Origin of the sequence: Stenotrophomonas sp. Pemsol (assembly GCF_003586545.1) — a bacterium.
Lineage (GTDB): Bacteria > Pseudomonadota > Gammaproteobacteria > Xanthomonadales > Xanthomonadaceae > Stenotrophomonas > Stenotrophomonas sepilia.
Window position 1 is genome coordinate 1,469,383 of record NZ_CP025780.1, and the last position, 25,604, is coordinate 1,494,986.

At 63.6% G+C, this 25,604-nt stretch carries 24 protein-coding genes; 15 read left to right on the forward strand and 9 right to left on the reverse strand.

The annotated features are described in order from the left end of the window. The 8 genes from der (at position 1) to PEM_RS20245 (ending at position 12,129) form a co-directional block, all read left to right on the forward strand. Positions 1 to 1,398, forward strand: coding sequence for a ribosome biogenesis GTPase Der (der, locus tag PEM_RS06855; RefSeq protein WP_005413118.1), 1,398 nt, complete (start codon positions 1 to 3; stop codon positions 1,396 to 1,398). A gap of 185 nt (positions 1,399 to 1,583) precedes the next feature. Then, entirely contained in the window at positions 1,584 to 2,720 is a 1,137-nt protein-coding gene (gene moeB / locus PEM_RS06865; RefSeq protein WP_111129442.1) for a molybdopterin-synthase adenylyltransferase MoeB, read from the forward strand. Positions 2,721 to 3,043: 323 nt separating this feature from the next. Next, a complete protein-coding gene (locus PEM_RS06870; protein ID WP_065185161.1) occupies positions 3,044 to 4,876 on the forward strand; it encodes a monovalent cation:proton antiporter-2 (CPA2) family protein in 1,833 nt (610 codons plus the stop codon). 271 nt (positions 4,877 to 5,147) lie between these two features. Continuing rightward, complete coding sequence (gene folD / locus PEM_RS06875; protein WP_111187543.1) at positions 5,148 to 6,026, forward strand: bifunctional methylenetetrahydrofolate dehydrogenase/methenyltetrahydrofolate cyclohydrolase FolD; 879 nt, start codon at positions 5,148 to 5,150, stop codon at positions 6,024 to 6,026. Positions 6,027 to 6,680: 654 nt separating this feature from the next. After that, positions 6,681 to 8,138, forward strand: coding sequence for an IMP dehydrogenase (gene guaB / locus PEM_RS06880; RefSeq protein WP_032958143.1), 1,458 nt, complete (start codon positions 6,681 to 6,683; stop codon positions 8,136 to 8,138). Positions 8,139 to 8,254: 116 nt separating this feature from the next. Beyond that, on the forward strand, positions 8,255 to 8,722 hold the full coding sequence (locus PEM_RS06885; RefSeq protein ID WP_240431593.1) for a hypothetical protein: 468 nt from the start codon (positions 8,255 to 8,257) through the stop codon (positions 8,720 to 8,722). Then, positions 8,719 to 10,284 carry a glutamine-hydrolyzing GMP synthase gene (guaA, locus tag PEM_RS06890; RefSeq protein ID WP_019661318.1) on the forward strand — a complete coding sequence of 522 codons (1,566 nt, stop codon included), beginning with the start codon at positions 8,719 to 8,721 and terminating at the stop codon, positions 10,282 to 10,284. Before PEM_RS06885 ends, guaA begins: the two co-directional genes overlap by 4 nt. Positions 10,285 to 10,653: 369 nt before the next feature. After that, positions 10,654 to 12,129 (forward strand): hypothetical protein, encoded by a 1,476-nt coding sequence (locus PEM_RS20245; protein ID WP_146256619.1) that lies wholly within the window; start codon positions 10,654 to 10,656, stop codon positions 12,127 to 12,129. Positions 12,130 to 12,607: 478 nt separating this feature from the next. Here PEM_RS20245 and PEM_RS06900 read toward each other — a convergent pair whose 3' ends face one another. Both PEM_RS06900 and PEM_RS06905 read right to left on the reverse strand, forming a co-directional pair. After that, positions 12,608 to 12,964: a hypothetical protein gene (locus PEM_RS06900; protein WP_111129075.1), complete on the reverse strand. Its 357-nt coding sequence runs from the start codon at positions 12,962 to 12,964 to the stop codon at positions 12,608 to 12,610. Between the two features lie 554 nt (positions 12,965 to 13,518). Then, positions 13,519 to 14,442, reverse strand: coding sequence for a LysR family transcriptional regulator (locus PEM_RS06905; RefSeq protein ID WP_111129073.1), 924 nt, complete (start codon positions 14,440 to 14,442; stop codon positions 13,519 to 13,521). Between the two features lie 97 nt (positions 14,443 to 14,539). Here PEM_RS06905 and PEM_RS06910 point away from each other — a divergent pair, with 97 nt between their 5' ends. After that, complete coding sequence (locus PEM_RS06910; protein ID WP_111129072.1) at positions 14,540 to 15,379, forward strand: type 1 glutamine amidotransferase domain-containing protein; 840 nt, start codon at positions 14,540 to 14,542, stop codon at positions 15,377 to 15,379. A gap of 96 nt (positions 15,380 to 15,475) precedes the next feature. On the opposite strand, the gene PEM_RS06915 is transcribed toward PEM_RS06910, so the two are convergent. Then, a complete protein-coding gene (locus PEM_RS06915; protein ID WP_111129070.1) occupies positions 15,476 to 16,051 on the reverse strand; it encodes a hypothetical protein in 576 nt (191 codons plus the stop codon). Between the two features lie 548 nt (positions 16,052 to 16,599). On the opposite strand from PEM_RS06915, the gene PEM_RS06920 reads away from it, so the two are divergent. The 3 genes from PEM_RS06920 (at position 16,600) to PEM_RS06940 (ending at position 20,032) form a co-directional block, all read left to right on the forward strand. Further along, positions 16,600 to 17,331, forward strand: coding sequence for a hypothetical protein (locus PEM_RS06920; RefSeq protein ID WP_111129069.1), 732 nt, complete (start codon positions 16,600 to 16,602; stop codon positions 17,329 to 17,331). 78 nt (positions 17,332 to 17,409) lie between these two features. Continuing rightward, positions 17,410 to 17,889: a hypothetical protein gene (locus PEM_RS06925; RefSeq protein WP_005416261.1), complete on the forward strand. Its 480-nt coding sequence runs from the start codon at positions 17,410 to 17,412 to the stop codon at positions 17,887 to 17,889. Positions 17,890 to 19,249: 1,360 nt separating this feature from the next. Further along, complete coding sequence (locus PEM_RS06940) at positions 19,250 to 20,032, forward strand: 3-hydroxybutyrate dehydrogenase (protein WP_005416264.1); 783 nt, start codon at positions 19,250 to 19,252, stop codon at positions 20,030 to 20,032. On the opposite strand, the gene PEM_RS06945 is transcribed toward PEM_RS06940, so the two are convergent. After that, positions 20,029 to 20,400: a DUF4180 domain-containing protein gene (locus PEM_RS06945; protein WP_065185152.1), complete on the reverse strand. Its 372-nt coding sequence runs from the start codon at positions 20,398 to 20,400 to the stop codon at positions 20,029 to 20,031. The genes PEM_RS06940 and PEM_RS06945 overlap by 4 nt on opposite strands. A 143-nt stretch (positions 20,401 to 20,543) precedes the next feature. Between PEM_RS06945 and PEM_RS06950 the strand changes: the two genes are divergently transcribed. Then, complete coding sequence (locus PEM_RS06950; protein ID WP_111129065.1) at positions 20,544 to 21,830, forward strand: alpha/beta hydrolase; 1,287 nt, start codon at positions 20,544 to 20,546, stop codon at positions 21,828 to 21,830. 53 nt (positions 21,831 to 21,883) lie between these two features. On the opposite strand, the gene PEM_RS06955 is transcribed toward PEM_RS06950, so the two are convergent. From PEM_RS06955 to PEM_RS06965, 3 genes are read right to left on the reverse strand one after another with little or no spacing between them, the layout of a single operon-like run. After that, positions 21,884 to 22,342, reverse strand: coding sequence for an SRPBCC family protein (locus PEM_RS06955; protein WP_111129064.1), 459 nt, complete (start codon positions 22,340 to 22,342; stop codon positions 21,884 to 21,886). Between the two features lie 2 nt (positions 22,343 to 22,344). After that, complete coding sequence (locus tag PEM_RS06960; protein ID WP_005416268.1) at positions 22,345 to 22,659, reverse strand: metalloregulator ArsR/SmtB family transcription factor; 315 nt, start codon at positions 22,657 to 22,659, stop codon at positions 22,345 to 22,347. A gap of 11 nt (positions 22,660 to 22,670) precedes the next feature. Continuing rightward, positions 22,671 to 23,126 carry an SRPBCC domain-containing protein gene (locus PEM_RS06965; protein ID WP_111129062.1) on the reverse strand — a complete coding sequence of 152 codons (456 nt, stop codon included), beginning with the start codon at positions 23,124 to 23,126 and terminating at the stop codon, positions 22,671 to 22,673. Positions 23,127 to 23,359: 233 nt separating this feature from the next. Between PEM_RS06965 and PEM_RS06970 the strand changes: the two genes are divergently transcribed. Beyond that, a complete protein-coding gene (locus PEM_RS06970) occupies positions 23,360 to 23,947 on the forward strand; it encodes a TetR/AcrR family transcriptional regulator (RefSeq protein ID WP_111129060.1) in 588 nt (195 codons plus the stop codon). Between the two features lie 93 nt (positions 23,948 to 24,040). Continuing rightward, the gene (locus PEM_RS06975) at positions 24,041 to 24,541 is read left to right on the forward strand and encodes a hypothetical protein (RefSeq protein WP_111129058.1); all 501 of its coding nucleotides are present in this window, start codon (positions 24,041 to 24,043) and stop codon (positions 24,539 to 24,541) included. 11 nt (positions 24,542 to 24,552) lie between these two features. Here the strand turns inward: PEM_RS06975 and PEM_RS06980 are convergent, their stop codons facing one another. Continuing rightward, positions 24,553 to 24,969: a chemotaxis protein CheW gene (locus PEM_RS06980; RefSeq protein WP_240431595.1), complete on the reverse strand. Its 417-nt coding sequence runs from the start codon at positions 24,967 to 24,969 to the stop codon at positions 24,553 to 24,555. A 148-nt stretch (positions 24,970 to 25,117) separates the two neighbouring features. Continuing rightward, positions 25,118 to 25,561 carry a BLUF domain-containing protein gene (locus PEM_RS06985; protein WP_111174866.1) on the reverse strand — a complete coding sequence of 148 codons (444 nt, stop codon included), beginning with the start codon at positions 25,559 to 25,561 and terminating at the stop codon, positions 25,118 to 25,120. Between the last annotated feature and the right edge of the window lie 43 nt (positions 25,562 to 25,604).

Consider the following 25,604-nt stretch of genomic DNA (forward strand, 5'->3'; position numbering starts at 1 on the left):
ATGCTGCCTCTGGTCGCCCTGGTTGGACGGCCGAATGTCGGCAAGTCGACTATTTTCAATGCGCTTACGCGCACCCGTGACGCGCTGGTCCATGACCAGCCCGGCGTCACCCGCGACCGCAACTACGGTGTCTGCCGCCTCGACGAGGACAACCATTTCCTCGTCGTGGATACCGGTGGTATCGCCGGGGAAGACGAAGGCCTGGCCGGCGCCACCACGCGCCAGGCCCGTGCGGCCGCGGCCGAAGCCGACCTGATCCTGTTCGTCGTCGATGCCCGCGAGGGCACCTCGGCGCTGGACGACGAGATCCTGGCCTGGCTGCGCAAGCTGTCGCGCCCGACGCTGCTGCTGATCAACAAGATCGACGGCACCGACGAGGACAGCGTGCGTTCCGAGTTCGCCCGTTATGGCTTCGGCGAGATGCTGACCGTCTCGGCTGCGCATCGCCAGGGTCTGGACGACCTGCTGGACGAAGTGATCCAGCGCCTGCCGGAAGAAGGCAGCGGCGAAGAGCTGGACAACGACCCGAACCGCATCCGCATCGCCTTTGTCGGCCGCCCGAACGTGGGCAAGTCGACCCTGGTCAATCGCATCCTCGGCGAGGAGCGCATGATCGCCTCCGACGTGCCGGGTACCACCCGCGACTCGATCGCGGTGGACCTGGAGCGCGACGGCCGTGAGTACCGCCTGATCGACACCGCCGGCCTGCGCCGTCGTTCGCGCGTGGATGAGGTCGTCGAGAAGTTCTCGGTGGTCAAGACCATGCAGTCGATCGAGCAGTGCCAGGTGGCCGTGCTGATGCTCGACGCCACCGAAGGCGTGACCGACCAGGACGCCACCGTGCTCGGTGCCGTGCTCGACGCCGGCCGCGCGCTGGTGATCGCCATCAACAAGTGGGATGGCCTGACCGAGTACCAGCGCGAGCAGGCGGAAACCATGCTGTCGCTGAAGCTGGGCTTCGTGCCGTGGGCCGAATCGGTGCGCATCTCGGCCAAGCATGGCTCGGGCCTGCGTGAGCTGTTCCGTGCGGTGCATCGTGCGCACGAATCGGCGAACAAGACCTTCACCACCAGCGAAGTGAACAAGGCGCTGGAAGTGGCCTACGAGACCAACCCGCCGCCGACCATTCGCGGCCACGTCTCCAAGCTGCGCTACGTGCACCCGGCCGGTTCCAACCCGCCGACCTTCATCGTGCACGGTACGCGCCTGAAGGAACTGCAGGAGTCGTACAAGCGCTACCTGGAGAACTTCTTCCGCAAGCGCTTCAAGCTGATCGGCACGCCGGTGAGCTTCATCTTCCGCGAGGGTACCAACCCGTACGAGGGCAAGAAGAACGTCCTCACCGAGCGGCAGGTCAAGGCCAAGCGGCGCTTGATGAAGCACGTCAAGGGCAAGTGATTCACGAAAAAGGCGGCCGCAGGGCCGCCTTTTTTGTTCGCGCCCCTACCGGTAGTGCCGGCCGCTGGCCGGCAACCTCGGGTCGTCCGGTGCGTTCATGGCCATGCCGGCCAGCGGCCGGCACTACCCCATGTTTGCAGGTATCGGTCAAGGCGGCTTGCCGCCGCGTGCGCGATAATGCGGCCATGAGCATCCAAGAGCTTTCCCCCGCGCAGGCGTGCGAGCGCCTGGCCCACGGCGCCGTGCTGATCGATGTGCGCGAGGCGCATGAACGGGCCGGCGGGATGGCCGAGGGCGCGCGCGGCGTGGCCAAGGGCGAGCTGCATGCCGACCCGGCCGCGCATCTGCCGCGGCGCGACCAGGAGATCCTGCTGATCTGCCAGAGCGGCAAGCGCTCGGCCGATGCCGTGCAGTTCCTGCTGGAGGCCGGCTACACAAACGTCGCTTCCGTGACGGGCGGTACCGTGGCCTGGCGCGAGCAGTCGCTGCCCTTGGTGCAGCCGCTGGCCAGCGCCGCCGACCGCGACTTCTTTGATCGCTATTCGCGGCACCTGCTGCTGCCGCAGGTGGGCGAAGCCGGCCAGCGCCGGCTGCAGCAAGCGCGCGTGCTGGTACTGGGCGCGGGCGGGCTGGGCGCACCGGCTGGTTTCTACCTGGCAGCGGCTGGGGTAGGGCACCTGCGCCTCGCCGACCACGACCGCGTGGAGCGCAGCAACCTTCACCGGCAGATCGTGCACACCGAGGCCAGCGTCGGCCAGCTCAAGGTCGATTCCGCTCGCGAGCGCCTGCTGGCGCTGAATCCCTCCATCGAGGTCGAGGCGGTGCCGGAGCGGGTGACCTCTGAGAACGTGGATGCGCTGCTCGCGGGCGTGGACGTTGTGCTGGATGGCTCGGACAACTTCCCGCTGCGCTACCTGCTCAACGACGCCTGCATCAAGCACGCCAAACCGCTGGTGTATGCCGCCATCGAGCGCTTCGACGGCCAGGTAAGCGTGTTTGACGCCGGCCGCCAGCGCGGCGTGGCGCCGTGCTACCGCTGCCTGTTCCCGGAACCGCCGCCGCCGGAGTTTGCGCCGAACTGTTCCGAGGCCGGTGTGCTGGGCGTGCTGCCTGGCCTGGCCGGCGTGCTGCAGGCCACCGAGGTGCTGAAGCTGCTGCTGGGCATCGGCGAGCCGCTGGTGGGCCGCCTGCTGCGCTTCGATGCGCTGGGCATGCGCTTCCGCGAGACCGGCATCCGGCCGGACCCGCACTGCCCGGTGTGCGCGCCGGGTATGCCGTTCCCGGGATATATCGATTACGCCGCGTTCTGCCGGGGTGGGTGAAGCTGGCCGGGGATTCATCCACGCATGGCGTGGATCTACCGGGGCGCGGCGGCTGTGCGTCATCCACGCATGGCGTGGATCTACTGTAGAGCCGAGCCCATGCTCGGCTGCTTCTGGCCTCGGCACGAAGAGCAGCCGAGCGTGGGCTCGGCTCTACAGGTCATGGCGCCCACCCAAGCATGTGCATGGTTTCGGGATGATGCTGGGAGTCACTCCCTGCATCGTTCCACTTCCAAGACAATCCGGCGCAACATGCGTGCTATTGCCGTCATCGGCATTGCTCTATTGTTGAACCCGATTCTGGATCTTGGGGAACACACCGCATGGCGGTAGAAGCAGCGACCAGCGAGCTGGTCAAGGTCGTGGCCCTGTTGGGCGCGGCGGTGGTGATGGTGCCTTTGTTCCGCCGGGCCGGCCTGGGCTCGGTGCTGGGCTACTTCGCCGCTGGCCTGGCGATCGGACCGTTCGGGCTGGGCTGGTTCTCCGACCCGCAGGCGATCCTGCATACCGCCGAGCTCGGCGTGGTGATGTTCCTGTTCGTGATCGGCCTGGAAATGCGGCCCTCGCACCTGTGGAGCCTGCGCAAGGAAATCTTCGGGCTGGGCACGCTGCAGATCGTCACCTGCGCGCTGGTGCTGACCAGCATCGCCAAGCTGTTCGGCCTGCCGTGGCAGGTGGCCTTCATCGGTGCCACCGGTTTCGTACTCACGTCCACCGCAGTAGTGATGCAGCTGTTGGCCGAGCGCGGCGACATTGCGCTGCCGTCGGGGCAGAAGATCGTCTCCATCCTGCTGTTCGAAGATCTACTGATCGTGCCGTTGCTGGCGCTGGTGGCCTGGATGGGCCCCAGTGCGGGCAGTGCCGATGGCGAGGGTTCGCGCTGGCTGTCGGTGGCGATCGGCGTGGGTGCCATCGTCGGCCTGGTGCTGGTCGGCCGCTTCCTGCTCAACCCGCTGTTCCGCGTGCTGGCCGAATCGAAGGCGCGCGAGGTGATGACCGCCGCCGCGCTGCTGGTGGTGCTGGGCGCGGCGCTGCTGATGCAGCTGTCGGGCCTGTCGATGGCGATGGGCGCGTTCCTGGCCGGCGTGCTGCTGAGCGAGTCGACCTTCCGCCACCAGATCGAAGCGGACATCGAGCCGTTCCGCGGCATCCTGCTGGGCCTGTTCTTCCTCAGCGTGGGCATGGCGCTGGACCTGGGCGTGGTGGCGGGCAACTGGCAGCTGATCCTGGGCCTGGTGCTGGCGTTGATGGCGGCCAAGGCGCTGTGCATCTACGTGGTCGCACGCATCATGGGCAGCGACCACGCGCAGGCGCTGGACCGTGGCGTGCTGATGGCGCAGGGCGGCGAATTCGCCTTCGTGCTGTTCTCCGCCGCCGCATCGGCCGGCGTGATCAACCTGGAGATCAATGCCAACTTCACTGCCGTGGTGGTGCTGTCGATGGCGCTGACCCCGCTGGTGGTGCTGCTCTACAAGCGCATCGCGCCGAAGCCGACGGTGAACATGGATGGCGTGGACGAGGCCGATGGCCTGTCCGGCAGCGTGCTGCTGATCGGCTTCGGCCGCTTCGGCCAGGTCGCCAGCCAGTCGCTGCTGGCGCGCGACGTGGACGTGACCATCATCGACAACGATGTGGAGATGATCCAGAGCGCGGCGCGCTTCGGTTTCAAGATCTACTACGGCGACGGTACGCGACTGGACGTGCTGCATGCCTCGGGCGCGGCCACCGCACGTGCGATTGCGGTGTGCGTGGACAAGGCCGAGGCGGCTGACCGCATTGTTGAGCTGGTGTCGCACGAGTTCCCGCAGGCAAAGCTGATGGTGCGCTCGTTCGACCGCGAGCATTCGCTGCGGTTGATCCATGCCGGTGTTGATTTCCAGATCCGCGAGACGTTTGAATCGGCGGTGCTGTTCGGCCAGGCCGCGCTGGTGGAACTGGGTGCGGACGAGGACGATGCGATCGAAATTGCCGAGCAGATCCGTCGGCGCGACGCCGAGCGCTTCGAGCTGGAGATTGCCGGTGGTGGTCTGAATGCCGGCGCGAAGATGGTGTTCGGCAACTCCGGCCAGGGCGTGCCGACGCCGACGCCGTTCACCGCGCCGAAGCGGGCAAGCAAGACGTTGAACCCGCAGGACGTGCCGGAAGAGGAAGAATAAAGCCCGGTAGTGCCGGCCGCTGGCCGGCAAATGTGCAAACGTTCCGACGACATGAGGGTGCCGGCCAGCGGCCGGCACTACCGTGTGGGGAATTGCCGAAGCCGGCGGTTGGTAATGCCAGCCGCTGGCCGGCAGATGCGCGAACGTTCCGACGTCATGAGGTTGCCGGCCAGCGGCCGGCACTACCGGTGCGCGGAGTCGGCGCACGGCGGTGGGCGAGGGGGCCTGAATCAGGGACAATAGCGTCCCCGCCGCCCCACGCCTGCCCCCGATGAACGATTCCGCCCCCCAGCATCCTGCCCGCATCCTTGATGGCCGCCGCATCGCCGAGGACCTGCTCGACAGCCTGAAGGTGCGCGTCGACGCCCGCATGGCCGCCGGTGGCAGCCGCCCGGGCCTGGCCGTGGTGCTGGTGGGTGGCGACCCGGCCTCGACGGTGTACGTGCGCAACAAGCGCCGTGCCGCCGAGAAGGTCGGCATCGAAGCACATGACTACGATCTGCCGGCCGGTACCACCGAGGCCGAGCTGCTCGACCTGATCGACCAGCTCAACGCCGATCCGAAGATCAACGGCATCCTGATCCAGCTGCCGCTGCCGGGCATCCCCGACGCGCGCCGGCTGATCCAGCGCATCGACCCGCGCAAGGACGTGGACGGCTTCCACCCGGAAAACGTCGGCCACCTGGCCCTGCGCGAGTTCGGCCTGCGCCCGTGCACCCCGCGCGGCATCACCACGCTGCTGGGCCACACCGACCAGCCGGTGCGCGGCCGCAACGCCACCATCGTGGGCGTGAGCAACCACGTCGGCCGCCCGATGGGCCTGGAGCTGCTGATCGCCGGCTGCACCGTCACAAGCTGCCACAAGTTCACCCCCAAGGACGTGCTGGAACAGGCCGTGCGCAATGCCGACATCCTGGTGGTGGCGGTGGGCCGCCCGGGCATCGTGCCGGGCGAGTGGGTGAAGCCGGGCGCGGTGGTGATCGACGTGGGCATCAACCGCTTGGATGACGGCCGGTTGGTGGGCGATGTCGGGTTTGAGGCCGCCGCCCAGCGGGCCAGCTGGATCACCCCGGTGCCGGGTGGTGTGGGCCCGATGACCGTGGCCACGTTGATGCAGAACACCCTGGAAGCGGCGGAAGCGCTGAGCTGACCTCACCTGGGGCTGTTCTCAGGTGCCTGAGGGATAGTGCGGACCAACGGTCCGCACCCACCAAAGGCGCTTCAGGGCTGGCTCGGGTGATCCTCTCAAGGTGGGTGCCGACCGTTGGTCGGCACAATGCCGGTGCACAGGTATATGAAGGCAGTGCGGACCAACGGTCCGCACCCACCAAAGGCGCTTCAGGGCTGGCTCGGGTGATCCTCTCAAGGTGGGTGCCGACCGTTGGTCGGCGCAATGCCGGTGCACAGGTATATGAAGGCAGTGCGGACCAACGGTCCGCACCCACCAAAGGCGCTTCAGGGCTGGCTCGGGTGATCCTCTCAAGGTGGGTGCCGACCGTTGGTCGGCGCAATGCCGGTGCACAGGTATATGAAGGCAGTGCGGACCAACGGTCCGCACCCACCAAAGGCGCTTCAGGGCTGGCTCGGGTGATCCTCTCAAGGTGGGTACCGACCGTTGGTCGGCACAATGCCGGTGCACAGGTGTATGAAGGCAGTGCGGACCAACGGTCCGCACCCACCGAGGCAGGTTCTAAACCCTCCTGAACCGATCACCGCCCGCGCGACACTGCGTCGCATCTACCCCCTGCCACGCGGCGCGAAAACAGGGTAAAATGTCGCGCTTCCCCACATCTCGGGTATGCCGATGCTGCGCATCCAGGCTGAAGCACTCACTTACGACGACGTCTCGCTCGTCCCCGCCCACTCGACCATCCTGCCCAAGGACGTCAACCTCGAAACGCGGTTGACCCGAGACCTGAAGCTCAAGCTTCCGATCCTGTCCGCCGCGATGGACACCGTCACCGAAGCCCGCCTGGCCATCGCCATGGCCCAGCTCGGCGGCATGGGCATCATCCACAAGAATCTCAGCCTGGAACAGCAGGCCGCGGAAGTGGCCAAGGTCAAGAAGTTCGAGGCCGGTGTCATCCGCGACCCGATCACCGTCGGTCCGGAAACCACCATCCGCGACGTGCTGGCCCTGACCCAGGCGCACAACATCTCCGGCGTGCCGGTGGTGGGCAGCGACGGCCAGCTGGCCGGCATCGTGACCCACCGCGACATGCGCTTCGAGACCGAGCTGGACGATCCGGTCCGCCACATCATGACCAAGAAGGATCGCCTGATCACGGTCAAGGAAGGCGCCGCGTCCGACGAAGTGCTGCAGCTGCTGCACCGCAACCGCATCGAAAAGGTGCTGGTGGTCAATGATTCGTTCGAGCTGCGTGGCCTGATCACCGTCAAGGACATCCAGAAGAACACCGACTTCCCCAATGCTGCCAAGGATCTGTCGACCCGCCTGCTGGTCGGCGCTGCCGTCGGCGTGGGTGGCGATACCGATCGCCGCGTGGAAGCGCTGGTCGCCGCCGGCGTGGACGTGATCGTGGTCGATACCGCGCACGGCCACTCGCAGGGCGTGCTGGACCGCGTCAGCTGGGTCAAGAAGAACTTCCCGAACGTGCAGGTCATCGGTGGCAACATCTGCACCGGCGAAGCCGCACTAGCGCTGCTGGACAGTGGCGCGGACGCAGTGAAGGTGGGCATCGGCCCGGGCTCGATCTGCACCACCCGCGTCGTTGCCGGCGTCGGCGTGCCGCAGGTCACTGCCATTGATCTGGTGGCCGAAGCCCTGCAGGACCGCATCCCGCTGATCGCCGACGGTGGCATCCGCTACTCGGGCGACATCGGCAAGGCGCTGGCCGCCGGTGCCTCGACCATCATGGTCGGCGGCCTGCTGGCCGGTACCGAGGAATCGCCGGGCGAGACCGAGCTGTACCAGGGCCGTTCGTACAAGAGCTACCGCGGCATGGGTTCGCTGGCTGCCATGGAGAAGGGGTCGAAGGACCGCTACTTCCAGGACGCCGCCACCGCCGACAAGCTGGTGCCGGAAGGCATCGAAGGCCGCGTGCCGTACCGCGGCCCGGTGGGCGGCATCATCCACCAGCTGATGGGTGGCCTGCGCGCCACCATGGGCTACGTGGGCTGCGCCACCATCGACGAGATGCGCAGCAAGCCCAAGTTCGTGAAGATCAGCGGCGCCGGCCAGCGTGAGAGCCACGTCCACGACGTGACCATCACCAAAGAGCCGCCGAACTACCGCGCCTGATGCGCTTGCGAACTGCTCTTGCGATTACGGGCAGCCTGCTGATGGCAGGCTGTTCGGTGTCCGAACCGCCGCCGCGCTCCGGGTCTCCGGGCGCGGCGGTTTCGCAAGTGCAGCACGTGCAGGCGTGCCAGAACGCGTTCTCGCTACCGAAGGGCTGGCAGGTGCAGGCCGCTGGCGCGCAGCGTTGGCTGCTGAAAGGCAGCGGTGAGCGCCCGCTGCAGGTCACGCTGCAATGCATTACCGAGCTGCTGCACGGGCCGGATGATCCGGTGCTGACGCCAGTACTGGGCGCGCTGGAGCCCGCACGGATGAGCGTGCAATGGGCGTCCTGGGGCGCTGCAGATTCGGGCTTCTCGATGGCCGCACTGCAACGTCGCCTCGTACCTGGCACCGAAGTGCAGGAAATCGCCGAGCTGCCGCGCGCTGACCGCGCCAACCCCAACGCACCGCATGGCCTGCTGATGCTGCGCTGGGACGAGGAAGACCCCTCACATATTCAACAACGCGAGGCGTTCATCGCCACGCTGACACAGAGCCTTGAAGCGCCGGGCGCTGCGAAAAACACCACTGGAACGGCACCATGACCAACATCCATAACGACAAGATCCTCATCCTCGATTTCGGCGCGCAGTACACGCAGCTGATCGCCCGCCGCATCCGCGAGCTGGGCGTCTACTGCGAAATCTGGGCCTGGGACCACAACCCGGCCGAGATCGCGGCGTTTGGCGCCAAGGGCATCATCCTGTCCGGCGGCCCGGAATCGACCACGCTGCCGGGTGCCCCGGCCGCACCGCAGGAAGTGTTCGACAGCGGCCTGCCGATCTTTGGCATCTGCTACGGCATGCAGACCCTGGCCGCGCAGCTGGGCGGTGCCACCGAAGCGGCGGACCAGCGCGAATTCGGCCACGCCGAAGTGAACGTGATCAACCCGGATGCACTGTTCAAGGGCCTGAGCGACCACGGCGGCGAGCCGAAGCTGAATGTCTGGATGAGCCACGGCGACCACGTCTCCGTTGCACCGCCGGGCTTCACCATCACCGCCACCACCGACCGCATTCCGGTGGCCGCCATGGCCAATGAAGAAAAGCGCTGGTACGGCGTGCAGTTCCACCCGGAAGTGACCCACACCCTGCAGGGCCAGGCGCTGCTGCGCCGCTTCGTGGTGGACGTGTGCGGCTGCCAGACCCTGTGGACCGCCGCCAACATCATCGACGACCAGATCGCTCGCGTGCGCGAGCAGGTGGGCGATGACGAAGTGATCCTGGGCCTGTCCGGTGGCGTCGATTCGTCGGTGGTGGCGGCGCTGCTGCACAAGGCCATCGGCGAGAAGCTGACCTGCGTGTTCGTGGATACCGGCCTGCTGCGCTGGCAGGAAGGCGACCAGGTGATGGCGATGTTCGCCGAGCACATGGGCGTGAAGGTGGTGCGCGTGAATGCCGCCGACCGTTACTTCGCTGCGCTGGAAGGCGTAAGCGACCCGGAAGCCAAGCGCAAGATCATCGGCAACCTGTTCGTTGAGATCTTCGACGAAGAATCGAGCAAGCTGAAGAACGCCAAGTGGCTGGCGCAGGGCACCATCTACCCGGACGTGATCGAGTCGGCCGGCAGCAAGACCGGCAAGGCGCATGTGATCAAGAGCCACCACAACGTGGGCGGCCTGCCGGAGCACATGAAGCTGGGCCTGGTGGAGCCGCTGCGCGAGCTGTTCAAGGATGAAGTGCGCCGCCTGGGCGTCGAGCTGGGCCTGCCGCGCACCATGGTCTACCGCCATCCGTTCCCGGGCCCGGGCCTGGGCGTGCGTATCCTGGGTGAAGTGAAGCGCGAATACGCCGAGCTGCTTGCCAAGGCCGATGCCATCTTCATTGATGAGCTGCGCAAGGCGGATCTGTACGACAAGACCAGCCAGGCGTTTGCCGTGTTCCTGCCGGTGAAGTCGGTGGGCGTGGTGGGCGACGCGCGTGCTTACGAGTGGGTGATTGCGCTGCGGGCCGTGGAGACGATCGACTTCATGACGGCGCATTGGGCGCATCTGCCGTATGAGTTCCTGGGGACGGTTAGTAATCGGATCATCAACGAGTTGCGGGGGGTGTCGCGGGTTGTTTATGACATCTCGGGGAAGCCGCCGGCGACCATTGAGTGGGAATGAGTTGAAAGAACGAGGGCGCCGAGAGGCGCCCTTGTTGTTTGTGGGCTTCTCATTTTCCTGTTTCAACTCAACGGGGGCGATGCATCTACCGGTGTGGCATGTGTGTCGGAGGCGGGAGGTGGACGGCTTGCCGTGGGAGGTGGTCGGCGCATACAAGTCGATGGTAGTTTGCTTATGAAGCGACCTGCCAGGATGGTATCTGCCAGCTTGTCGGTCGGTGCAATCACATAGCTTCCAAGGGGGCTGCGCTACATGCGAATTGGCGATTAGCCGCTTGGCCGGACAAGATGAGCGGCAAGTTGAAGGTCCAATTTGTGATGGGCATAATTCCAGGGGTTGTAAAACTACTTGTCGAAAAAAGGGGGGGGTATGACATTTGAGGACTATTACAAGCGATTGGGTTTTGTAAAGTATCCATTCGGAGTATTTACTTCTGAGGGAGAGCTGGATTTTTTTGACGGAATTTATCTTCCTCCAGATAATCATTCCGTTATTTTAGAAGGGCTAAAGAATACGTCCGCGATTGTCGTTGGTGAGCGGGGGACTGGAAAAACGGCACTTAGTATTGATCTGGGTGATCGGTTGGCTAGTGATAAAAATTTGTTGGTTAGAGTTGAAGAGTTCTCAGATCTCAAGATCAATTACGAGCCGAACGATGCCTATAGGTTTATAACTGAGCGAATTGTGGCAAGTTTCTTCTTGAGTTATGCAAAAAGGCAGTCAAGTTTATGGTCCCTTTCAAAGGAGGACAGGCTTGATTTATCCATGTTTCTCCACGAGTACCTTGGTGCGAGTACGAAGGCTCTGCTTCTTGAAAAGCTAAAGAGGATACAGAATGGGCCGTTTAAGAGGTTCTTGATCGGCGCTTACAACTCAGTCCGAGTAGTGCTCAATTATGGCCTGAAGGCGGCCACAATGGCTGTTAGTGATGCACTAACCAAGCATTTTTCTTCCTTGCCTCCAATCGAAACGGGGAGTGCTGAGTATTTTGGACGCATCACGGCAGAGGTGGATACGTCATTCGAACAGGGGCAGCGACAATATTTCTATTTGGAGAAAATATGTGCGCTGGCCGTAAGGGCTGGATTTGAGAAGATTTATGTATTTGTTGATAAGATCGATGAGGATCCACGATTCCAGAATGATGCGGAGGATATTGCTGATTTCCTTCGGCCGCTCGCTTCGGACAATAAAATTCTTACATCGAATAGATTCCATACTGTTCTGTTTGCTTGGAGTACGCCGTTCAATTACATTCGTGAGGGTGTTCGCACTCAAAAGCTGTCATTTACATCACTCACATGGGATCGATCCAGCTTAGAGAAGGTTCTTGAGAGGCGGCTTGCTAAATTCTCAGATGGGGCCGTAGGGCTGGAGCTGCTTGATGAGGCTTCGATTGAATCGAAAAATCTTGTATTCGATATGTGCAATAGAAATCCTCGTGATCTCTGGCATATCATGGATAAGTCATTTCAGGAGCAGTACAAGATTGACCCGTCTGAAAAAATTGGTGATACAGCCATATTGTCGGCCGTCCGGCGATTTGTGATGGAATTCAATTATTATGAGTATTATCCCCGCAAGTCAAATGCGAGATCTAATTCCATGGATGTTTATAAGTACATTAAGCATCTTCAGAAGCTAGATGGGGCGCGCTTTACGAAGGATCGATTGAGTACTTTGGCTGGAACTGGTGGCTCCACTAATAATTATGTGGTCGCCATGGAAAACATGGGGCTTATACGAAACACGGGTGATAAGGCACAGGGTGGGGCCGTGGTTTATGAAATTTCGGATCCAAAGGTAAAATATGCTATGGAAAGTGGGATTCAGATAGGTGACTAGAGCTTTTGTTTTGGTTGGGGTTTGTTGCGAAGTTCTTGCTGCGAAATAAGGCTTCTGAGTTTCCGGTTTGTTTACTAGTATTAATCTTGGGGGTGTTGAAATGCCAATTAGTAAAGGAATGTTGCGGCAGTATCTGTGGACCGTTGCTGTTAATCTTGGCCTTATGAACCAAGAGGTGGCTGATTCTTTGATGAGCTATAATCGAGATGTTTTTGTTCGACTTCTTCGGGCTCGAATTGACGAGCTTGATGTGGAATCCAGATCAGATTTGGCATTCTTCTCGCCGGATTATTACGTGGCGAGTATTGGGAGTGTGAGTCATGTTCTTAATAACTTGGATAGAATTTTGGCTGAGGTTTGATGGTTGATTCCAGGCCGAAACTGTTCTGGGACGGGCCTGCAGTTGTCAGTCACCCTTTGGAATCGCGTAGAAAGTTCGGCAGAGGATATTGAGGGGTATAGCTTTTGCTCTGAAATATCACTCCGGCCGAACTTCCCGATTAGCCCACTCGGCCAGCCCACGGCAAGCCAGAAACAGCCCATCCACAACCCCCTCATCCAAATGCCGCTCCGGCTCCGCTGCCACCCGGCAGCGGTCCGCTGCGTGCAGCAGCTCTAACACCGTCAGCAGCCCCACCAACGCGCGCTCGGTCCTCGCCAGGCTCACGCGGCGGCCGGGTGAAACGTCGTTCTCCGGCCAGGGCAGCCCATCAGCGCCCTCGCAGCCGCGCATGCGCTTGAGGATGCCAAGCAAGGAGTTCAGGTCGGGCAGTGGGGTGTCGTCGTTGATGGGTTCAACAACGGTGTACGAAGAGAAGGTGTCGGAGTCGTTCATGGCGTCGGTTTCCTTGGCTGTGCTTAACAGCGCCACCGCGTGAGCGGGGTGGCGGACGATGCGTGGCTGCAAACCGGTTGATGCAGCGCTATTGGCCGGTGAGTCCGAAGACTCCCACGCACCGCCCGCCAGAAAGGCCGACGGATTGCCCGCCGGCACCGGTTAAGGACGGTGCCGACGGGCAAGCGTAAACAACTTGCGCGTGCATCAAACGGGTTTGCAGACCCGTTGCCACCCGTTGTCGGTGGCGCGTCATGGTGTTTACGCGGTCGCTTCGAATGCAAATTGAAATTCGTGAAGAAATCGCGTGATTCGAGAGCGAAGAACTATTGTTGCACGCGCCATTCGTGCAGCACGCGACGTCACAAGACGCATTCGTGCAGATGCTCTGCTTATTGCGAATCAAAGTGGCGCAATCGCCCGTGCCGCAAGCGAATAGTGCGATGGCTTTCTTTGCAACAGTTCTTAGTCCGCATCGGGTGGCCACGCCGCCTGATCTGCCGCGCGGTCCGAAAATCGGTTCAAACCCGACACCGCAAGAAGGAATCGCATCCTTAGCCGATGCCATCCCCAACCACCGCCGCATTCCCCACCAGCAACTCAATCATCGCCCGGGCCGCCGCCGACTGCCGCCGGTGCGGCGCATAGATCACCGAGAACGGTCTTGACCGCCCTCGCAGCTGCGGCAGCACTTCCACCAGCTGCCCACGCTGCAGCCGCTCGCGCACAATGAACGCATAGCTCTGGCAGATGCCGATGCCCTGTTCGGCCAGCGACACCACGCCCAGCACATCGTCGGAGGTCTCGATGGACGAGCGCGGCAGCCAGTCCACGTCGCGCCCGCCGTCGCGGAAGATCCAGGGCGCCAGCCGCCCGGTGCGCGGCATCACGAAGGGCAGGCACAGGTGCTGCTGCAGGTCGTCCAGCGTCTGCGGCGTACCCCGGCGCTGCAGGTAGTCCGGCGCGGCCACCAGCAGCAACGGGGCGTCTTCCAGCTTCCGCCCCACCAGCCCGCTGTCCGGCAGCTGGCCCAGGCGGATGGCCAGGTCGAAGCCTTCGGCCACCAGGTCCACGTTGCGGTTGGTGATGTTCAGTTCCACCTGCACCTGCGGGTACTGCTGCGCAAAGCGCGCCAGCACGGGCGGGAGCCGGTAGTGGCCATAGGTGGTGGGCACGCTCAGGCGCACGCGGCCGGCCAGCGCACCGTCCTGGGCCAGTACGTCGCGCTCGGCGTCGTCCAGCAGGCTGAAGGCGGTGCGCACCTGTTCCAGATAGAGCCGCCCGGCGTCGGTCAGGCCCACGCGGCGGGTGGTCCGCTGCAGCAGCTGCCGGCCCAGCCGCGCTTCCAAGCGGGTGACCGCGCGGCTCAGCACCGAGGGCGTGGTGGACAGCGCCACCGCGCCAGCAGTGAACGAGCCGTGCTCGACCACCGCCAGGAACACCTCCACATCGCCCAGGTAGTCGAACTTGCGACTCATTTGGCTCTCCGGGGAACAGATGTTTTGCGATGGCGCCAATTTATCGCCGCTGGGGCGATGAATAAAGTGGCGGCCATTCCCCGATAGGAGCGACCCCATGAACCTGATGACCCGGCTGGCCGCAGCGCTGGCCCTGACCCTGGCCGCCAGCGGCGCGCATGCCGCCAACGTGCTGGTGGTGCTGTCCGACGAAAACCACCTGGACCTGAAGGACGGCAAGGTGCTGTCCACCGGCTTCTATCTCAACGAGCTGATGCAGCCGGTCAAGCTGCTGCTGGACGCGGGCCACGAGGTCACCTTCGCCACGCCGCAGGGGCGGGCGCCGACGGTGGATGCGTCCTCGGTGACGCCGGCGTACTTCGGCAACGATGCCGCACAGCTGACGCTGCACAAGGACTTGCTGGAGAAACTGGCGCTGACCTCGCCGACGGCCTCGCCGGTGGTCAGCCTGGCGCGCATCGAGCAGCAGGGCTACGCACGTTTCGATGCGGTCTACATTCCCGGTGGCCACGCGCCGATGCAGGACCTGCTGAAGAGCCCGGCGCTGGGCCGGCTGCTGGCCGACTTCCACCAGCGCAACAAGACCACCGCGCTGGTCTGCCACGGGCCGATCGCGCTGCTGTCCACGTTGCCGGATGCTGCGGGTTTCGCGAGGACGCTGGAGGCGGGTGCGATGCCGGCCACGCCGAAGTGGATCTACAGCGGCTACCAGATGACGGTGATCAGCAATCAGGAAGAAGAGCAGGCCAAGCCGCTGCTGGGTGGTGGCGAGATGAAGTTCTACCCGCAGACGGCGTTGCAGCGGGCGGGTGCGAAGTTCAGCAGCAACACCACGCCGTGGACCGGGCATGTGGTGGTGGACCGCGAGCTGATTACCGGGCAGAACCCGGCGTCGGCGCTGGAGGTGGGGCAGCGGTTGGTGGAGCGGTTGAAGTAGGGCGGGGCCTGCACAGCAGGCTGCCAGCCTTGTGGGCCGAGGGGCCAGCGCCTCGGCCTGTCTGTGGAAGTGCCAGCGTGGTCGGCAGAGAGGGCATCAGCCCTTCGCGAGCGCTGCCCCTGACAGATCTTCAATCTGGGAAAGCGCGTGACGCGTCGCAGTCCAATCGCCGGCGTGCCTGATCGCCACACCTCCGGCCGCTGTCCAGGCATCACAGTTCGCTTCGAAATCGTCGATCAGAACATCGCCTGGCTGGTGCATGAAAAGAGGCTTGTGCCTGCCGCCGAGCACAGGCAACACCAGGCAGGTTGCTGACAGGTGCTCGCGGACCCACTGCCGCTTCTGCATGGCAGCGAGTGGGTAGTTCGATTTCGGGCAGGCCGTGAGAATCACCGGGTTCAAGTGGTGGATGCTGTGGAAAAACTCCACTGCGCCTTGCATCGGCGGAAGGTCGCGGAAGAATGACGGGTGGCTGTTGATGTGCCCCCACATTTCATCATCGGCAAGCACGCGGTGGTCCAGGCCAAACAGGGCGGGAAATGCCGCGTCGAAGTCGGCCATTACGCCATCAAGATCTACGTAGATGGTGCGTCTGGATGCACTCGATCCACCGGTGTGCTGGTTCGCGAGCGGGTCCATCATCGGTATTGACTTCACATCATCAGCGTTCATTTACGCGCTCTCCTTTCAAGAGTGGGCCTTCTTCTTCATCGCTTCCCCAGTAGCGGGGCAAAGTGTTTGGCGATTGCGACAGACGTGGCGGCAATCGCGATGCCGACTGCGCCGGCACGGCTGAAGGGGGCGGCGACCCACGGATGCCGCAATCGCATGCTGGAGATGCGGCTTATGTCGCGGCGCTTCTTCAAAGGCCTGCCGGGTGGCTGACCTGGCCCTTGGCCAAGACGCACGGCCCGCAGCTGCTGGCTCATTCCGCCAACCAAGGAGCAATCTGGCGCGCTGGTGGTTGGATACTCCCCAAGCGCTACGGAAAGGCCGAACGGGGATATACCTGTTGCGCTCGTTCCAGACTGATCCAGGAACGTCACTGAACATGGATGTCCAGGCGCACTCAATATATCACGCCGACCAGCGCCAGCGGCTTGAACCCGCTCGATCTCCAGCAGTTTGATTGGGCATGGCAAGGCCGACATGGCACCATGACGGCCTTGCCTCGTCCCTTCGGGAGGGGCCGATTTCCCAGGGAAGCCCTCGAACACGACATGCGAACGTCCTTCTTCATCCTCTCCGCTCTGTGCCTTGGCTTGCTGTCCGGCTGTGCCAGTGGCCCGGAAGAGCACGCCTCAAGCCGCGAGATCATCAGTGCGTTCGTGGCCGACGACGGCCAGCTGTACCTGCTGCCGCGCTATGACGAGCCGATGCGCTTCAATGCCGCACCGTTCCGCGAGTACCGCGCGCTGATGGACAGTCCGCTGCGCGAGGCGGTGGCCTGCGCGCAGATGTACTTCCATGAAGACTGGCGCGACCCGGCCAACAAGGCCAAGGTGCACGGCAGCTATGCGCTGCTGCTGCGGCCGGAGCAGGTGACGGCGCAACAGGCCGCGCAGTTCAAGCTGGAGCGGATCGAGGTCCCCCCGCGTGAGGCCAAGGCCGTGGAGGAGCGGGCGCGCTACTACCTGCCGATGGACCGGACCCGCTACGCGCTGGCGTTTGATCGCGCCTGCAATCTTTCAAGGAAGGGCGGCAGCTATTACAGCGCGCTGTTCGAGGGCGACGGCGAGCGGGTGAAGTTGCCGGATGCTGCGGCGCTGGCAGAGAAGGGGAAGCTGGCACAGCCGATCAATGCGCGGGCGCAGCGGATCCTGCCGGAGAGGGAGGACAAGCAGGGTGTGGGTTCGGCGGCGGGCAAGGTGCTCGGCGCGGCGCTGATCCCTGTGGCGGTTCCGGTGTTTGTGTTGAGCCTCCCGTTCCTGGGGCCGGATCATTGGAAGTGATGGGGCGCTGAGGGAGAGCATCCACGCGTGGCGTGGATCTACTTGGGCATCGCCTGAACGTTCATCCTGGAGATCTGTGTGCCCAGCACGCTGGAAACTGTTTTGAAGACCGCAGGCTTTATTGTCCTTGCGGCGCTTCCGTTGGTGATCCTCTGGTTCACCCTTCGGCGAATGTCAGCGACTGCTCGCTCGTCCGTAGAGACTGGGCTGCGTTTGGATCCCCCTCGCCGGATCTCCGGTACATCCATGACCTTGGTGATGGTGGATGGGAAAGAGGATCGGGAGCACTACTTCTTTGATGCGGCGTCCTTTTACCTGCGGCGTGGGCCGGTGCCTACGGCGGTTCCGCTTTCGCAGATCACCTCAGTCACACGAACGTCCGACAGGATCTATGGGCGCTATGTCTGGCAGGTGTGCTTCAGCAAAGCGTCGGGCAGAAAGTGCGTGACGTTCACCAACAACCTGACGCTGTTCAATCGGGATTTCCTGCTGTTCCTGGAGGCGGTGCGGAAGGCCAACCCGCTGGCGACCGTTGATCGAGCGAGCGTTCTCTTCTAGAGCGTGTTGAAGTTCGGTATGAACAGTGTCACTGCAATGGCATCACAGCGCGCAGCCCATGTTCGACCGATGTGATCGATGAGAGATGGGCGTTTGTTGCGCGGTATCTGATGCCGAAGCATTCTCATGCGTGGCAGTGCAAGTATGATCTGCGATGAACACGCAAAACCCGTAACATGGAACGAGGTCCGCTCGTTTCTGCGCGCGATGCGAAGCGTGGGCCTTGTCACCTGTGACGAAGACGCATTTGAGACAATTGTCGAGACGATTTACGTTTATGGCATGCGGTCAATCTCTGCGGAGTAGTTCCTGATGATGTGCCGATCGACGCTGGATGTATCCCTGATTCACGCCTACGCGCTTCCTCTCGGCATATGCGTGGCAGCAGCCGTGGTTCTGATCACAATATGGTTTGCATCCCGCTCTGGCGGGGTGCCAGCCAGGAATATTGCGCTCGGCTCGGCGCTGGCCGTTGTTGTCGTAGTTGCCTTTGGCCTCGTATATCAAGCGCGAACAGCGTACATCGCCGTTACAGATGGCCAGCTGATTGGGTCAGCAGCGTTTGTCCGACTGCAGCTCCCGCTTTCCAGTGTCTCGTGGCAGGACGCTTCCGATGCTTCAAGGATCACGCTGCCTCACCGGCAACTTGGGACCAGCACAGGGGGCGTTGAACTTGGCAAGTTCCGCATGCAGAACGGTCGCAACGTCTTCGTGCTGCGCACGGACCGTAGCTCTGTTCTCGTCACAACCAGAGGGGATACTGACTTGATTCTGGACCGACGTCTTCATGAACAGCTCAAAGCATGCTTGGATCAGGTACGTGAGACCGGCGGCCATCGAGGAAGATTGCAATGATCAGCAGGAAGTACTGGTTTACCAGGAAAAAGTACGGATGGGGTTGGGGGGTGCCGTGCGCGTGGCAGGGCTGGCTGGTGTACGCAGTCGCATTCGGCCTGCTGCTGGCGGGTCCGTTTCTGTTCTCTCCATTTCGCGAGCCCATCGCGTTTCAGCTCTACACGTGGGCCGTAGTGTTGGTCCTTGTCCTCATCTGCTGGATGAAAGGCGCCCCCCCCGGTTGGCGGTGGGGGGAGTAGAACGGCTGCAGAAGCTATTTTCGGACCTGTTCGATTTCGATCCGCCGGGCAAAGCATGGATGCATTGCCCTATGTGGGAGTCGGACAGTATCGCTAGCAGGCCACGACTGCGCCCCCTCTGAGGTGTACCGTTTTGAATGAACGCTGGACACTTCCCTCCGCGGGTACCCAACGCGTTCTAACCGTTGATTGACCAAGGTAGCGTCGCTTAAAGGGGCGCGCCGGTGAAGCTACACTGGCCACCTACGCCCAATGGAAGCTCACCCATGTTCAGTGGAAAGGTTGCGGTGGTCACCGGCTCCACCAGCGGTATCGGTCTTGGCATCGCCACGGCGCTGGCGCGGCAAGGTGCCGATATCGTGCTGAATGGCTTCGGCGATGCGGCGGAGATCGAACGCATCCGTACCCGCCTGGAAGCTGAGTTCGGCGTGCGGGTGGTGCACGATGGCGCGGACCTTTCCCGGGGCGAGGCGGTGCGCGCGATGATCGACCGCGTCGTGACGACGATGGGCCGCATCGACATCCTGGTGAATAATGCTGGCATCCAGTACACCGCGTCGATCGAGGAATTCCCGGTCGACAAGTGGGATGCGATCCTGGCGCTGAACCTGTCGGCGGTGTTCCATGCAACGGCGGCGGCGTTGCCGCACATGAAGCAGCAGGGCGCCGGTCGCATCATCAACATCGCGTCGGTACACGGCCTGGTGGGCTCGGTGAACAAGTCGGCCTATGTGGCGGCCAAGCATGGCGTGGTGGGCTTCACCAAGGTAACCGCGCTGGAGAATGCGGGCACCGGCATCACCGCCAATGCCATCTGCCCGGGCTGGGTGCGGACGGCGCTGGTCGAGCGGCAGATCACCGCGCTTGCAGAGAACGACGGCACGGATCAGGAGACCGCCGCGCGTGCGCTGCTGGCTGAAAAGCAGCCGTCGCTGCAGTTCGTGACGCCCGAGCAACTGGGCGAGATGGTGGTGTTCCTGGCTTCGGACGCGGCGGCACAGATCACCGGCACGGCGCTGCCGGTGGATGGGGGCTGGACGGCGCGCTAGCTGGCCGATACGGGAAGACGTGCCAGCAGGGCATCCCAATCGGCGACAAAGCAGCCGTCGCGGCCGCGGTTGCACTCGGTGATCCATGCATCCAGCGACGCGCTTTGTGCGCGGTAGGCGCTGACTTCGCCCAGTACGGCGAAGCGCAAGCGGTAGTTCACCAGCATCTGCAGCCATTGCCCGGCCATGCCGGAGCGCAGCTCGAAGAAGTCCGCCGAAAGGCGTTGCACCGGCACGGCGATCCACTCGGCCTGGTGCCCGAGGGCATCGCCGACCAGGTCGCGCAGGGCGGTGGCATCGAGCGTCGGGCCCTGCGGGCCGACGCGCAGGATGCGGGTGGTGCCGATGTGTTCCAAGTGTGGGTGCATGGCATTCTGAAGTCCGTATCGTCCTTCCAGTATGGCCATGGCAGAAGGCGACGGCGAGCGGGTGCAGCATGAATCTGGCGAACGAACGCGCTAGGCTGCGCCCGGCGCCTGCGCGACGCGGGTTCACTGCAATGGGGACGGGCATGGCAGGGTGGAAGAGTCGTTCGTTGTTGAGCGCGGTGCTGGTGTGTTCGGGCCTGCCGGCTGCAGCCGCCGACCTATGCGCGGTCAGTGCCTACGGTGATGGGCAGGGCAACATCGTGGTGCTGGGCGCACCCGCTGCGGCACCGGCCACGGGGCAGCGTTATCTGATGCTGGACGGGCGACGTGGCGCCACCGGCGATGCCAACGCACCGGTGAGCTGCAGCGGCGATGTGGTCAGCGTTAGCTCGCCTGCGGGGGCCACGCAGCGCTGGCAGCGACTGTCCACCCGCGATACCGATGCAACTTTCACCAGTGCCGGAACCAAGCTGGTCGGGCAGTTGATCGAACCCGCCGGTCCGGCCGATCCCAAGCGGCCGCTGGTGGTGCTGGTCCATGGCTCGGAACGCACGATGGCGGTGGCGGCGATCTACCAACGCATGCTGGTGGCGCAGGGAATCTCGGTGTTCGCCTACCAGAAGCGTGGCACCGGCGATTCGGAAGGCGAGTACACGCAGAACTTCGAGCTGCTCGCTGACGACGCAGCGGCGGCGCTGGCGAAGGCGCGGGAACTGGCCAAAGGCCGCTTCGGCCGTGCCGGCTACTTCGGTGGCAGCCAGGGCGGTTGGATCGCGCCGCTGGCGGCCACGCGTTCGCAGGCGGATTTCGTGGCGATCGGTTTCGGGCTGGTGGTCTCGCCCATCGAGGAGGACCGCGAGCAGTTGTTCGACGAGGCGCACCGCCTGCAACTGGATCCGGCGGCCATGAAGCAGGTCGGCCAGCTGTCGGACGCCACGGCGCAGCTGATGCGCGCGCATTTCAGTGAAGGTTTCGAGGCGCTGGCGAAGGTGCGTGCGCAGGTGGGTGCCGCGCCGTGGGCAAAGACCATCAGTGGCGAATTCAGCGGCGACATGCTGCGCATGAGTGACGCCGACCTGCGCCGGATCGGCCGCGCGCGCTTCGACAACCTGGAGCTGATCTGGGACTACGACGCCGAGGCCGCGCTGCAGCGACTGAAGGTGCCGTTGCTGTGGGTGCTGGCCGAACAGGACCGGGCCGCACCGATTGCGGCCACGCGTACCATCCTGGGTCGCCTGCGCGGGTCAGGGCAGCCGATCGAGACCTACCTGTTCCCGGATACCGATCACGGCATGGTCGAGTTCCGCACCGATGCCGAGGGCAACCGCGTGTCGACGCGGATCACCGACGGCTATCTGCGCCTGCTGGCGGATTGGATCAAGCAGGATGTGCACGGACAATACGGGCGCGCGCGCACAGTGAGCGATTGAGCGGATGGTGGCGCAGGCGGCGGATGGCGCTCCGCCGCCGATAGCGGCACGACTCAGCTCGGCTTCGCAAACACATCCAATCCCTTGCCGGTCTCCAGCAGCGACTTCAGGCTCGACAGCACGATCGGCCAGCCCTGGCGGATGCCGGTATCCATGCCGCTGCCGGGTTCCAGTTCCTCATGGGTAACCGTCAGCCGCACCATGTCCTGGTAGGGCACGATCTCGAAGGTGACCCGGCTGTAGGCGTCCGGGTTGTCGGCCTGCGAGGCGGCGGCCCAGGTGATGACCAGCCGCGAGGGCGGGTTGCTTTCTACCACTTCGCCGACCAGTTCGACCGAGCGCGTTTCGTTGGCGCGCACGTGCTGCCAGCGCGAGCCGGGTTTCCAGTCCGAGACGTTCTCGTGGCCCCAGTAGCGACTGGCGATCTCGGGGCGGGTGATGGCCTCGAACACCTTCTGTGGGGTGGAGGCGATATAGATCACGTGGATGAAGCGGGTCGATTCAACGGACATCGTCATTCTCCTTCCAGCTCTCGTTTCAGGTCATGCAGCAGGCTCAGGCGCTGCTGCTCGAACTTGCGTACCCAGCGCTCATAGACTTCGTGCAGCGGTACCGGGTTGATGAAGTGCAGCTTCTCGCGGCCACGGCGCACGGTGCTGATCAAATTGGCGTCTTCCAGCAGGCCAAGGTGCTGGGTGACCGATTGCCGGGCCATGTCCAGGTGCTCGCACAGCTGGCCCAGCGTCTGGCCGTTGTCTTCGCAGAGCAGGTCCAGCAGCGTCCGGCGCGTGGGGTCGGCCAAGGCCTTGAACACCTTGTCTGCATTCATGCGGGGCGTCTTCAGTTCCAGTTGTCGATCCTGACGTCGTGGGGGTTGGGCTGGCCCTTGCCGGTCTCCAGCAGTGCCTTCAGGCTCATCAGGAACACCGCCCACTTGGTACTGCAGTGGGACGTGAACTCGACACGCTCCTTCCAGCCTTCGTGGGTGAACAGGACGATGCAGTAGTCGCCTTCCTGCTTCAGCACGAAACGCGCATGCGTGCCGATCCATTCGGCAGGGCCGACGAGGAACTTCCAGAGCACCAGCTCGCCGGGAATGAGCTGTTCGAGCTGCATTTCCATGGCGCCGATTTCCTGGTCGTTGTTCGTGAAGCGCACCCTGACCGTGCCGCCGGTATCGCGGTCGCCATGGGTGTCTTCGGCCCACCAGGCGGCGACGCCTTCAGGGGTGGCCAGTGCTTGATACACTTGGCTTGCGGGGGCCTTGATGCCGACCCGGTGTGCGATATCCACCATTGCAGGTTCCTCGCATGGGCCGGCAGGCGCCGCCCTTGAGTGGACTAAATGCAGGTAAATACCTGCATGTCAAAACCCGCCACGAATGCCCGGGTTTGGTAGTGCCGGCCGCTGGCCGGCATCCCGGTGGAGTCAGGGGCGTGCAGTTGCCGGCCAGCGGCCGGCACTACCAGATGCTGCCGACCTCGCAGCGGGGAGTTGACAGTGAGTCAACCTACTAGTAGGTTGACGACATGAAAGAGCCGCTCTCGCCCAAGGCCCAAGAGATCCTGGCCCACGCCCGTTCGCTGCTGGAGGCCGGTGGCTACAACGGCTTCAGCTACGCCGACGTGTCGGCGCGGGTGAACATCAGCAAGGCCAGCATCCATCACCACTTCCCCAGCAAGGCGGACCTGGTGCGCACGGTGGTTGAGCTGTACCGGGCCGAGGCGCGCGAAGGCCTGGCGCTGCTGGACCGGCAGCTGGACGACCCGCTGCAGGAGCTCAACGCTTATGTGGACTACTGGTCGAGCTGTATTGCCGGTGGCACGTCTTCGTTCTGCATCTGCGCGATGCTGGCGGCAGAGGCGCCGATGATCCCTGCGGAGATTGCCGAAGAAGTACGCGGGCATTTCGAGGATTTGAGTGGCTGGTTGGCGCTCACGTTGGAAAAGGGCGCGGCGCTGGGTCAACTGCGCCTGCAGGGTTCGGTGGCCGATGAGGCCAGGGCGTTCATGTCATCGGTGCATGGCGCGATGCTGGCCGCGCGCGGTTTCGGCGATGCGGCGACGTTTGCTGCGCTGGCACGGCTGGCCATCGCGCGGGTGAGCGCGGCTGCCTGATGGATGTGTGGTGGGCCTGCGGCAACGTAGGCCTTCTTTTTTGAATCAATAACCTACCTACTAGTAGGTTCACTCAATCCTTGGAGATGTTCCATGTCGCACTCTCTGTCCACGCTGGGCGTGATCCACACGGCCGTCAGCCTTGTACCGGTGTTCGCCGGCCTGTATGCCTTCATTCGCCATCGCGCGATCGACCCCGCGACACGCTCCGGCAAGCTGTACCTGCTTGGGCTGGTGCTGTCGGTGGCAACGTCGTTCACCGTCTCCAGTACGGGCGGGATCAACCCTGGCCACGCATTCGGAATGATCGTGCTGCTGGTGGCGTTCGGCGGCGTGCTGGCGGCCCGGCTGCGCTGGCTGGGTGGCGCCGCACCTTACCTGTCGACATTTGCGCTGTCCTTCAGCTTCCTGCTGTCGCTGGTGCCAGGCGTGAATGAAACGCTGACACGGTTGCCGGCAGCGCATCCGATTGCTGCGGCGCCGATGGCGCCGGTGGTGCTGCACACGCTGCTGGGATTGGCGGTGGTGTTTGTGATCGGCTTTGCCGCGCAGTGCTGGCGCATGCGGGTTCAACCGGTTCGCAGGCGCCCTTGAGCAGAGGCGCCTTAGTCCCGCACCGCGAGCGCGGCCAGCAGCAACTGCGGTTCGATCAGCGCAGCCGAACGTGTGGCATCCACCCGAACGTGCCGGCTGCAGAAGTTGAACGGTCGACCCTGCGCCGGCGAGGCTGCGTCTGGAGATGCGTCCGGTGTTTCGATTTCCAGCACTTCATCTACTGCCAGCGCCAGGGTTGCGGTGCCGGCGCTGATCAACAGCATGGCTGGGCTGCCGCCATCGAATGCCGGTTGCCCGCTGAGCCTGCGCAGGTCGGCTACCGGCAACGGCTGCCCCCGTACCTCCAGGGTCCGCCGGCCCTGATGATCTGCGGGGCCGAAGGTCTCGGGGCCGCGTATTTCCACGGCAGCCTGGACGTCGATCGCGAACAGGGCCGTGCCTGCACGAAGGACGACGACCTCGAACAACTCGGCGGGCGAGGCACGTGTTTGCGTTGAAGGTTGAGCGGGTACAGGCATGCTGTGGATCTGGCAGGAACGATGGGTAACGCGGCTTGAATGATGACGTGCGCAGGGAGCACGCGGCCGCGTGGGACTACGCGCGCAAGGCGGCGGTTCAGCTGGATCCGACGGGCGCATGGTGCGCACTGAGCGGGCCGATGCGCGGAAAGTGCGGACGCAGCAGGCCGACGAGCTGATCCATGCCCGGAACGGAATGGCCGAATTCGTCCCATCGTGCATTGACCAGGCCGGACACCACGACCTGCCCGGTCTCGATGCGGGTCATGGCCCAATAGGGAACAGCACGCGCGCTGATGGCCATGTCCAGTACCGGAACGACGGCAGCATGCGAGCGACTGTCATGGATGCGGCGCTTGACCGCCTCCAGGCCGTCGGGCGGACCTTCGACGTACTGGAAAAACCGCTGACCGTCGACGAGCAGCGCTCCGGTGACGTCCACGCGACGGTTGAACGTGGCAGAGCAGGAGACGATCTGCCGGAGGATTTCATCGGAAAGCCCAGCCGACATGTGGCTGGAGTAGGCAAATGCGTGGAGCATGGAAGGGGCTTCTTGTGACGCCCGTCACTATACGTGGGGCGCC

Excerpts from the sequence above, each read along its gene's own strand:
- PEM_RS06945 (WP_065185152.1), bottom strand. The coding sequence starts at position 20,400 with ATGCACCCACACTTGGAACACATCGGCACCACCCGCATCCTGCGCGTC.
- PEM_RS06870 (WP_065185161.1), top strand. The coding sequence starts at position 3,044 with ATGGCGGTAGAAGCAGCGACCAGCGAGCTGGTCAAGGTCGTGGCCCTG.
- PEM_RS06955 (WP_111129064.1), bottom strand. The coding sequence starts at position 22,342 with ATGTCCGTTGAATCGACCCGCTTCATCCACGTGATCTATATCGCCTCC.
- PEM_RS06950 (WP_111129065.1), top strand. The coding sequence starts at position 20,544 with ATGGCAGGGTGGAAGAGTCGTTCGTTGTTGAGCGCGGTGCTGGTGTGT.
- PEM_RS06940 (WP_005416264.1), top strand. The coding sequence starts at position 19,250 with ATGTTCAGTGGAAAGGTTGCGGTGGTCACCGGCTCCACCAGCGGTATC.
- guaB (WP_032958143.1), top strand. The coding sequence starts at position 6,681 with ATGCTGCGCATCCAGGCTGAAGCACTCACTTACGACGACGTCTCGCTC.
- guaA (WP_019661318.1), top strand. The coding sequence starts at position 8,719 with ATGACCAACATCCATAACGACAAGATCCTCATCCTCGATTTCGGCGCG.
- PEM_RS06905 (WP_111129073.1), bottom strand. The coding sequence starts at position 14,442 with ATGAGTCGCAAGTTCGACTACCTGGGCGATGTGGAGGTGTTCCTGGCG.
- PEM_RS06900 (WP_111129075.1), bottom strand. The coding sequence starts at position 12,964 with ATGAACGACTCCGACACCTTCTCTTCGTACACCGTTGTTGAACCCATC.
- PEM_RS06975 (WP_111129058.1), top strand. The coding sequence starts at position 24,041 with ATGTCGCACTCTCTGTCCACGCTGGGCGTGATCCACACGGCCGTCAGC.
- der (WP_005413118.1), top strand. The coding sequence starts at position 1 with ATGCTGCCTCTGGTCGCCCTGGTTGGACGGCCGAATGTCGGCAAGTCG.
- PEM_RS06920 (WP_111129069.1), top strand. The coding sequence starts at position 16,600 with ATGCGAACGTCCTTCTTCATCCTCTCCGCTCTGTGCCTTGGCTTGCTG.
- PEM_RS06985 (WP_111174866.1), bottom strand. The coding sequence starts at position 25,561 with ATGCTCCACGCATTTGCCTACTCCAGCCACATGTCGGCTGGGCTTTCC.
- PEM_RS06915 (WP_111129070.1), bottom strand. The coding sequence starts at position 16,051 with ATGAACGCTGATGATGTGAAGTCAATACCGATGATGGACCCGCTCGCG.
- PEM_RS06910 (WP_111129072.1), top strand. The coding sequence starts at position 14,540 with ATGAACCTGATGACCCGGCTGGCCGCAGCGCTGGCCCTGACCCTGGCC.
- moeB (WP_111129442.1), top strand. The coding sequence starts at position 1,584 with ATGAGCATCCAAGAGCTTTCCCCCGCGCAGGCGTGCGAGCGCCTGGCC.
- PEM_RS06965 (WP_111129062.1), bottom strand. The coding sequence starts at position 23,126 with ATGGTGGATATCGCACACCGGGTCGGCATCAAGGCCCCCGCAAGCCAA.
- folD (WP_111187543.1), top strand. The coding sequence starts at position 5,148 with ATGAACGATTCCGCCCCCCAGCATCCTGCCCGCATCCTTGATGGCCGC.
- PEM_RS06960 (WP_005416268.1), bottom strand. The coding sequence starts at position 22,659 with ATGAATGCAGACAAGGTGTTCAAGGCCTTGGCCGACCCCACGCGCCGG.
- PEM_RS06970 (WP_111129060.1), top strand. The coding sequence starts at position 23,360 with ATGAAAGAGCCGCTCTCGCCCAAGGCCCAAGAGATCCTGGCCCACGCC.
- PEM_RS20245 (WP_146256619.1), top strand. The coding sequence starts at position 10,654 with ATGACATTTGAGGACTATTACAAGCGATTGGGTTTTGTAAAGTATCCA.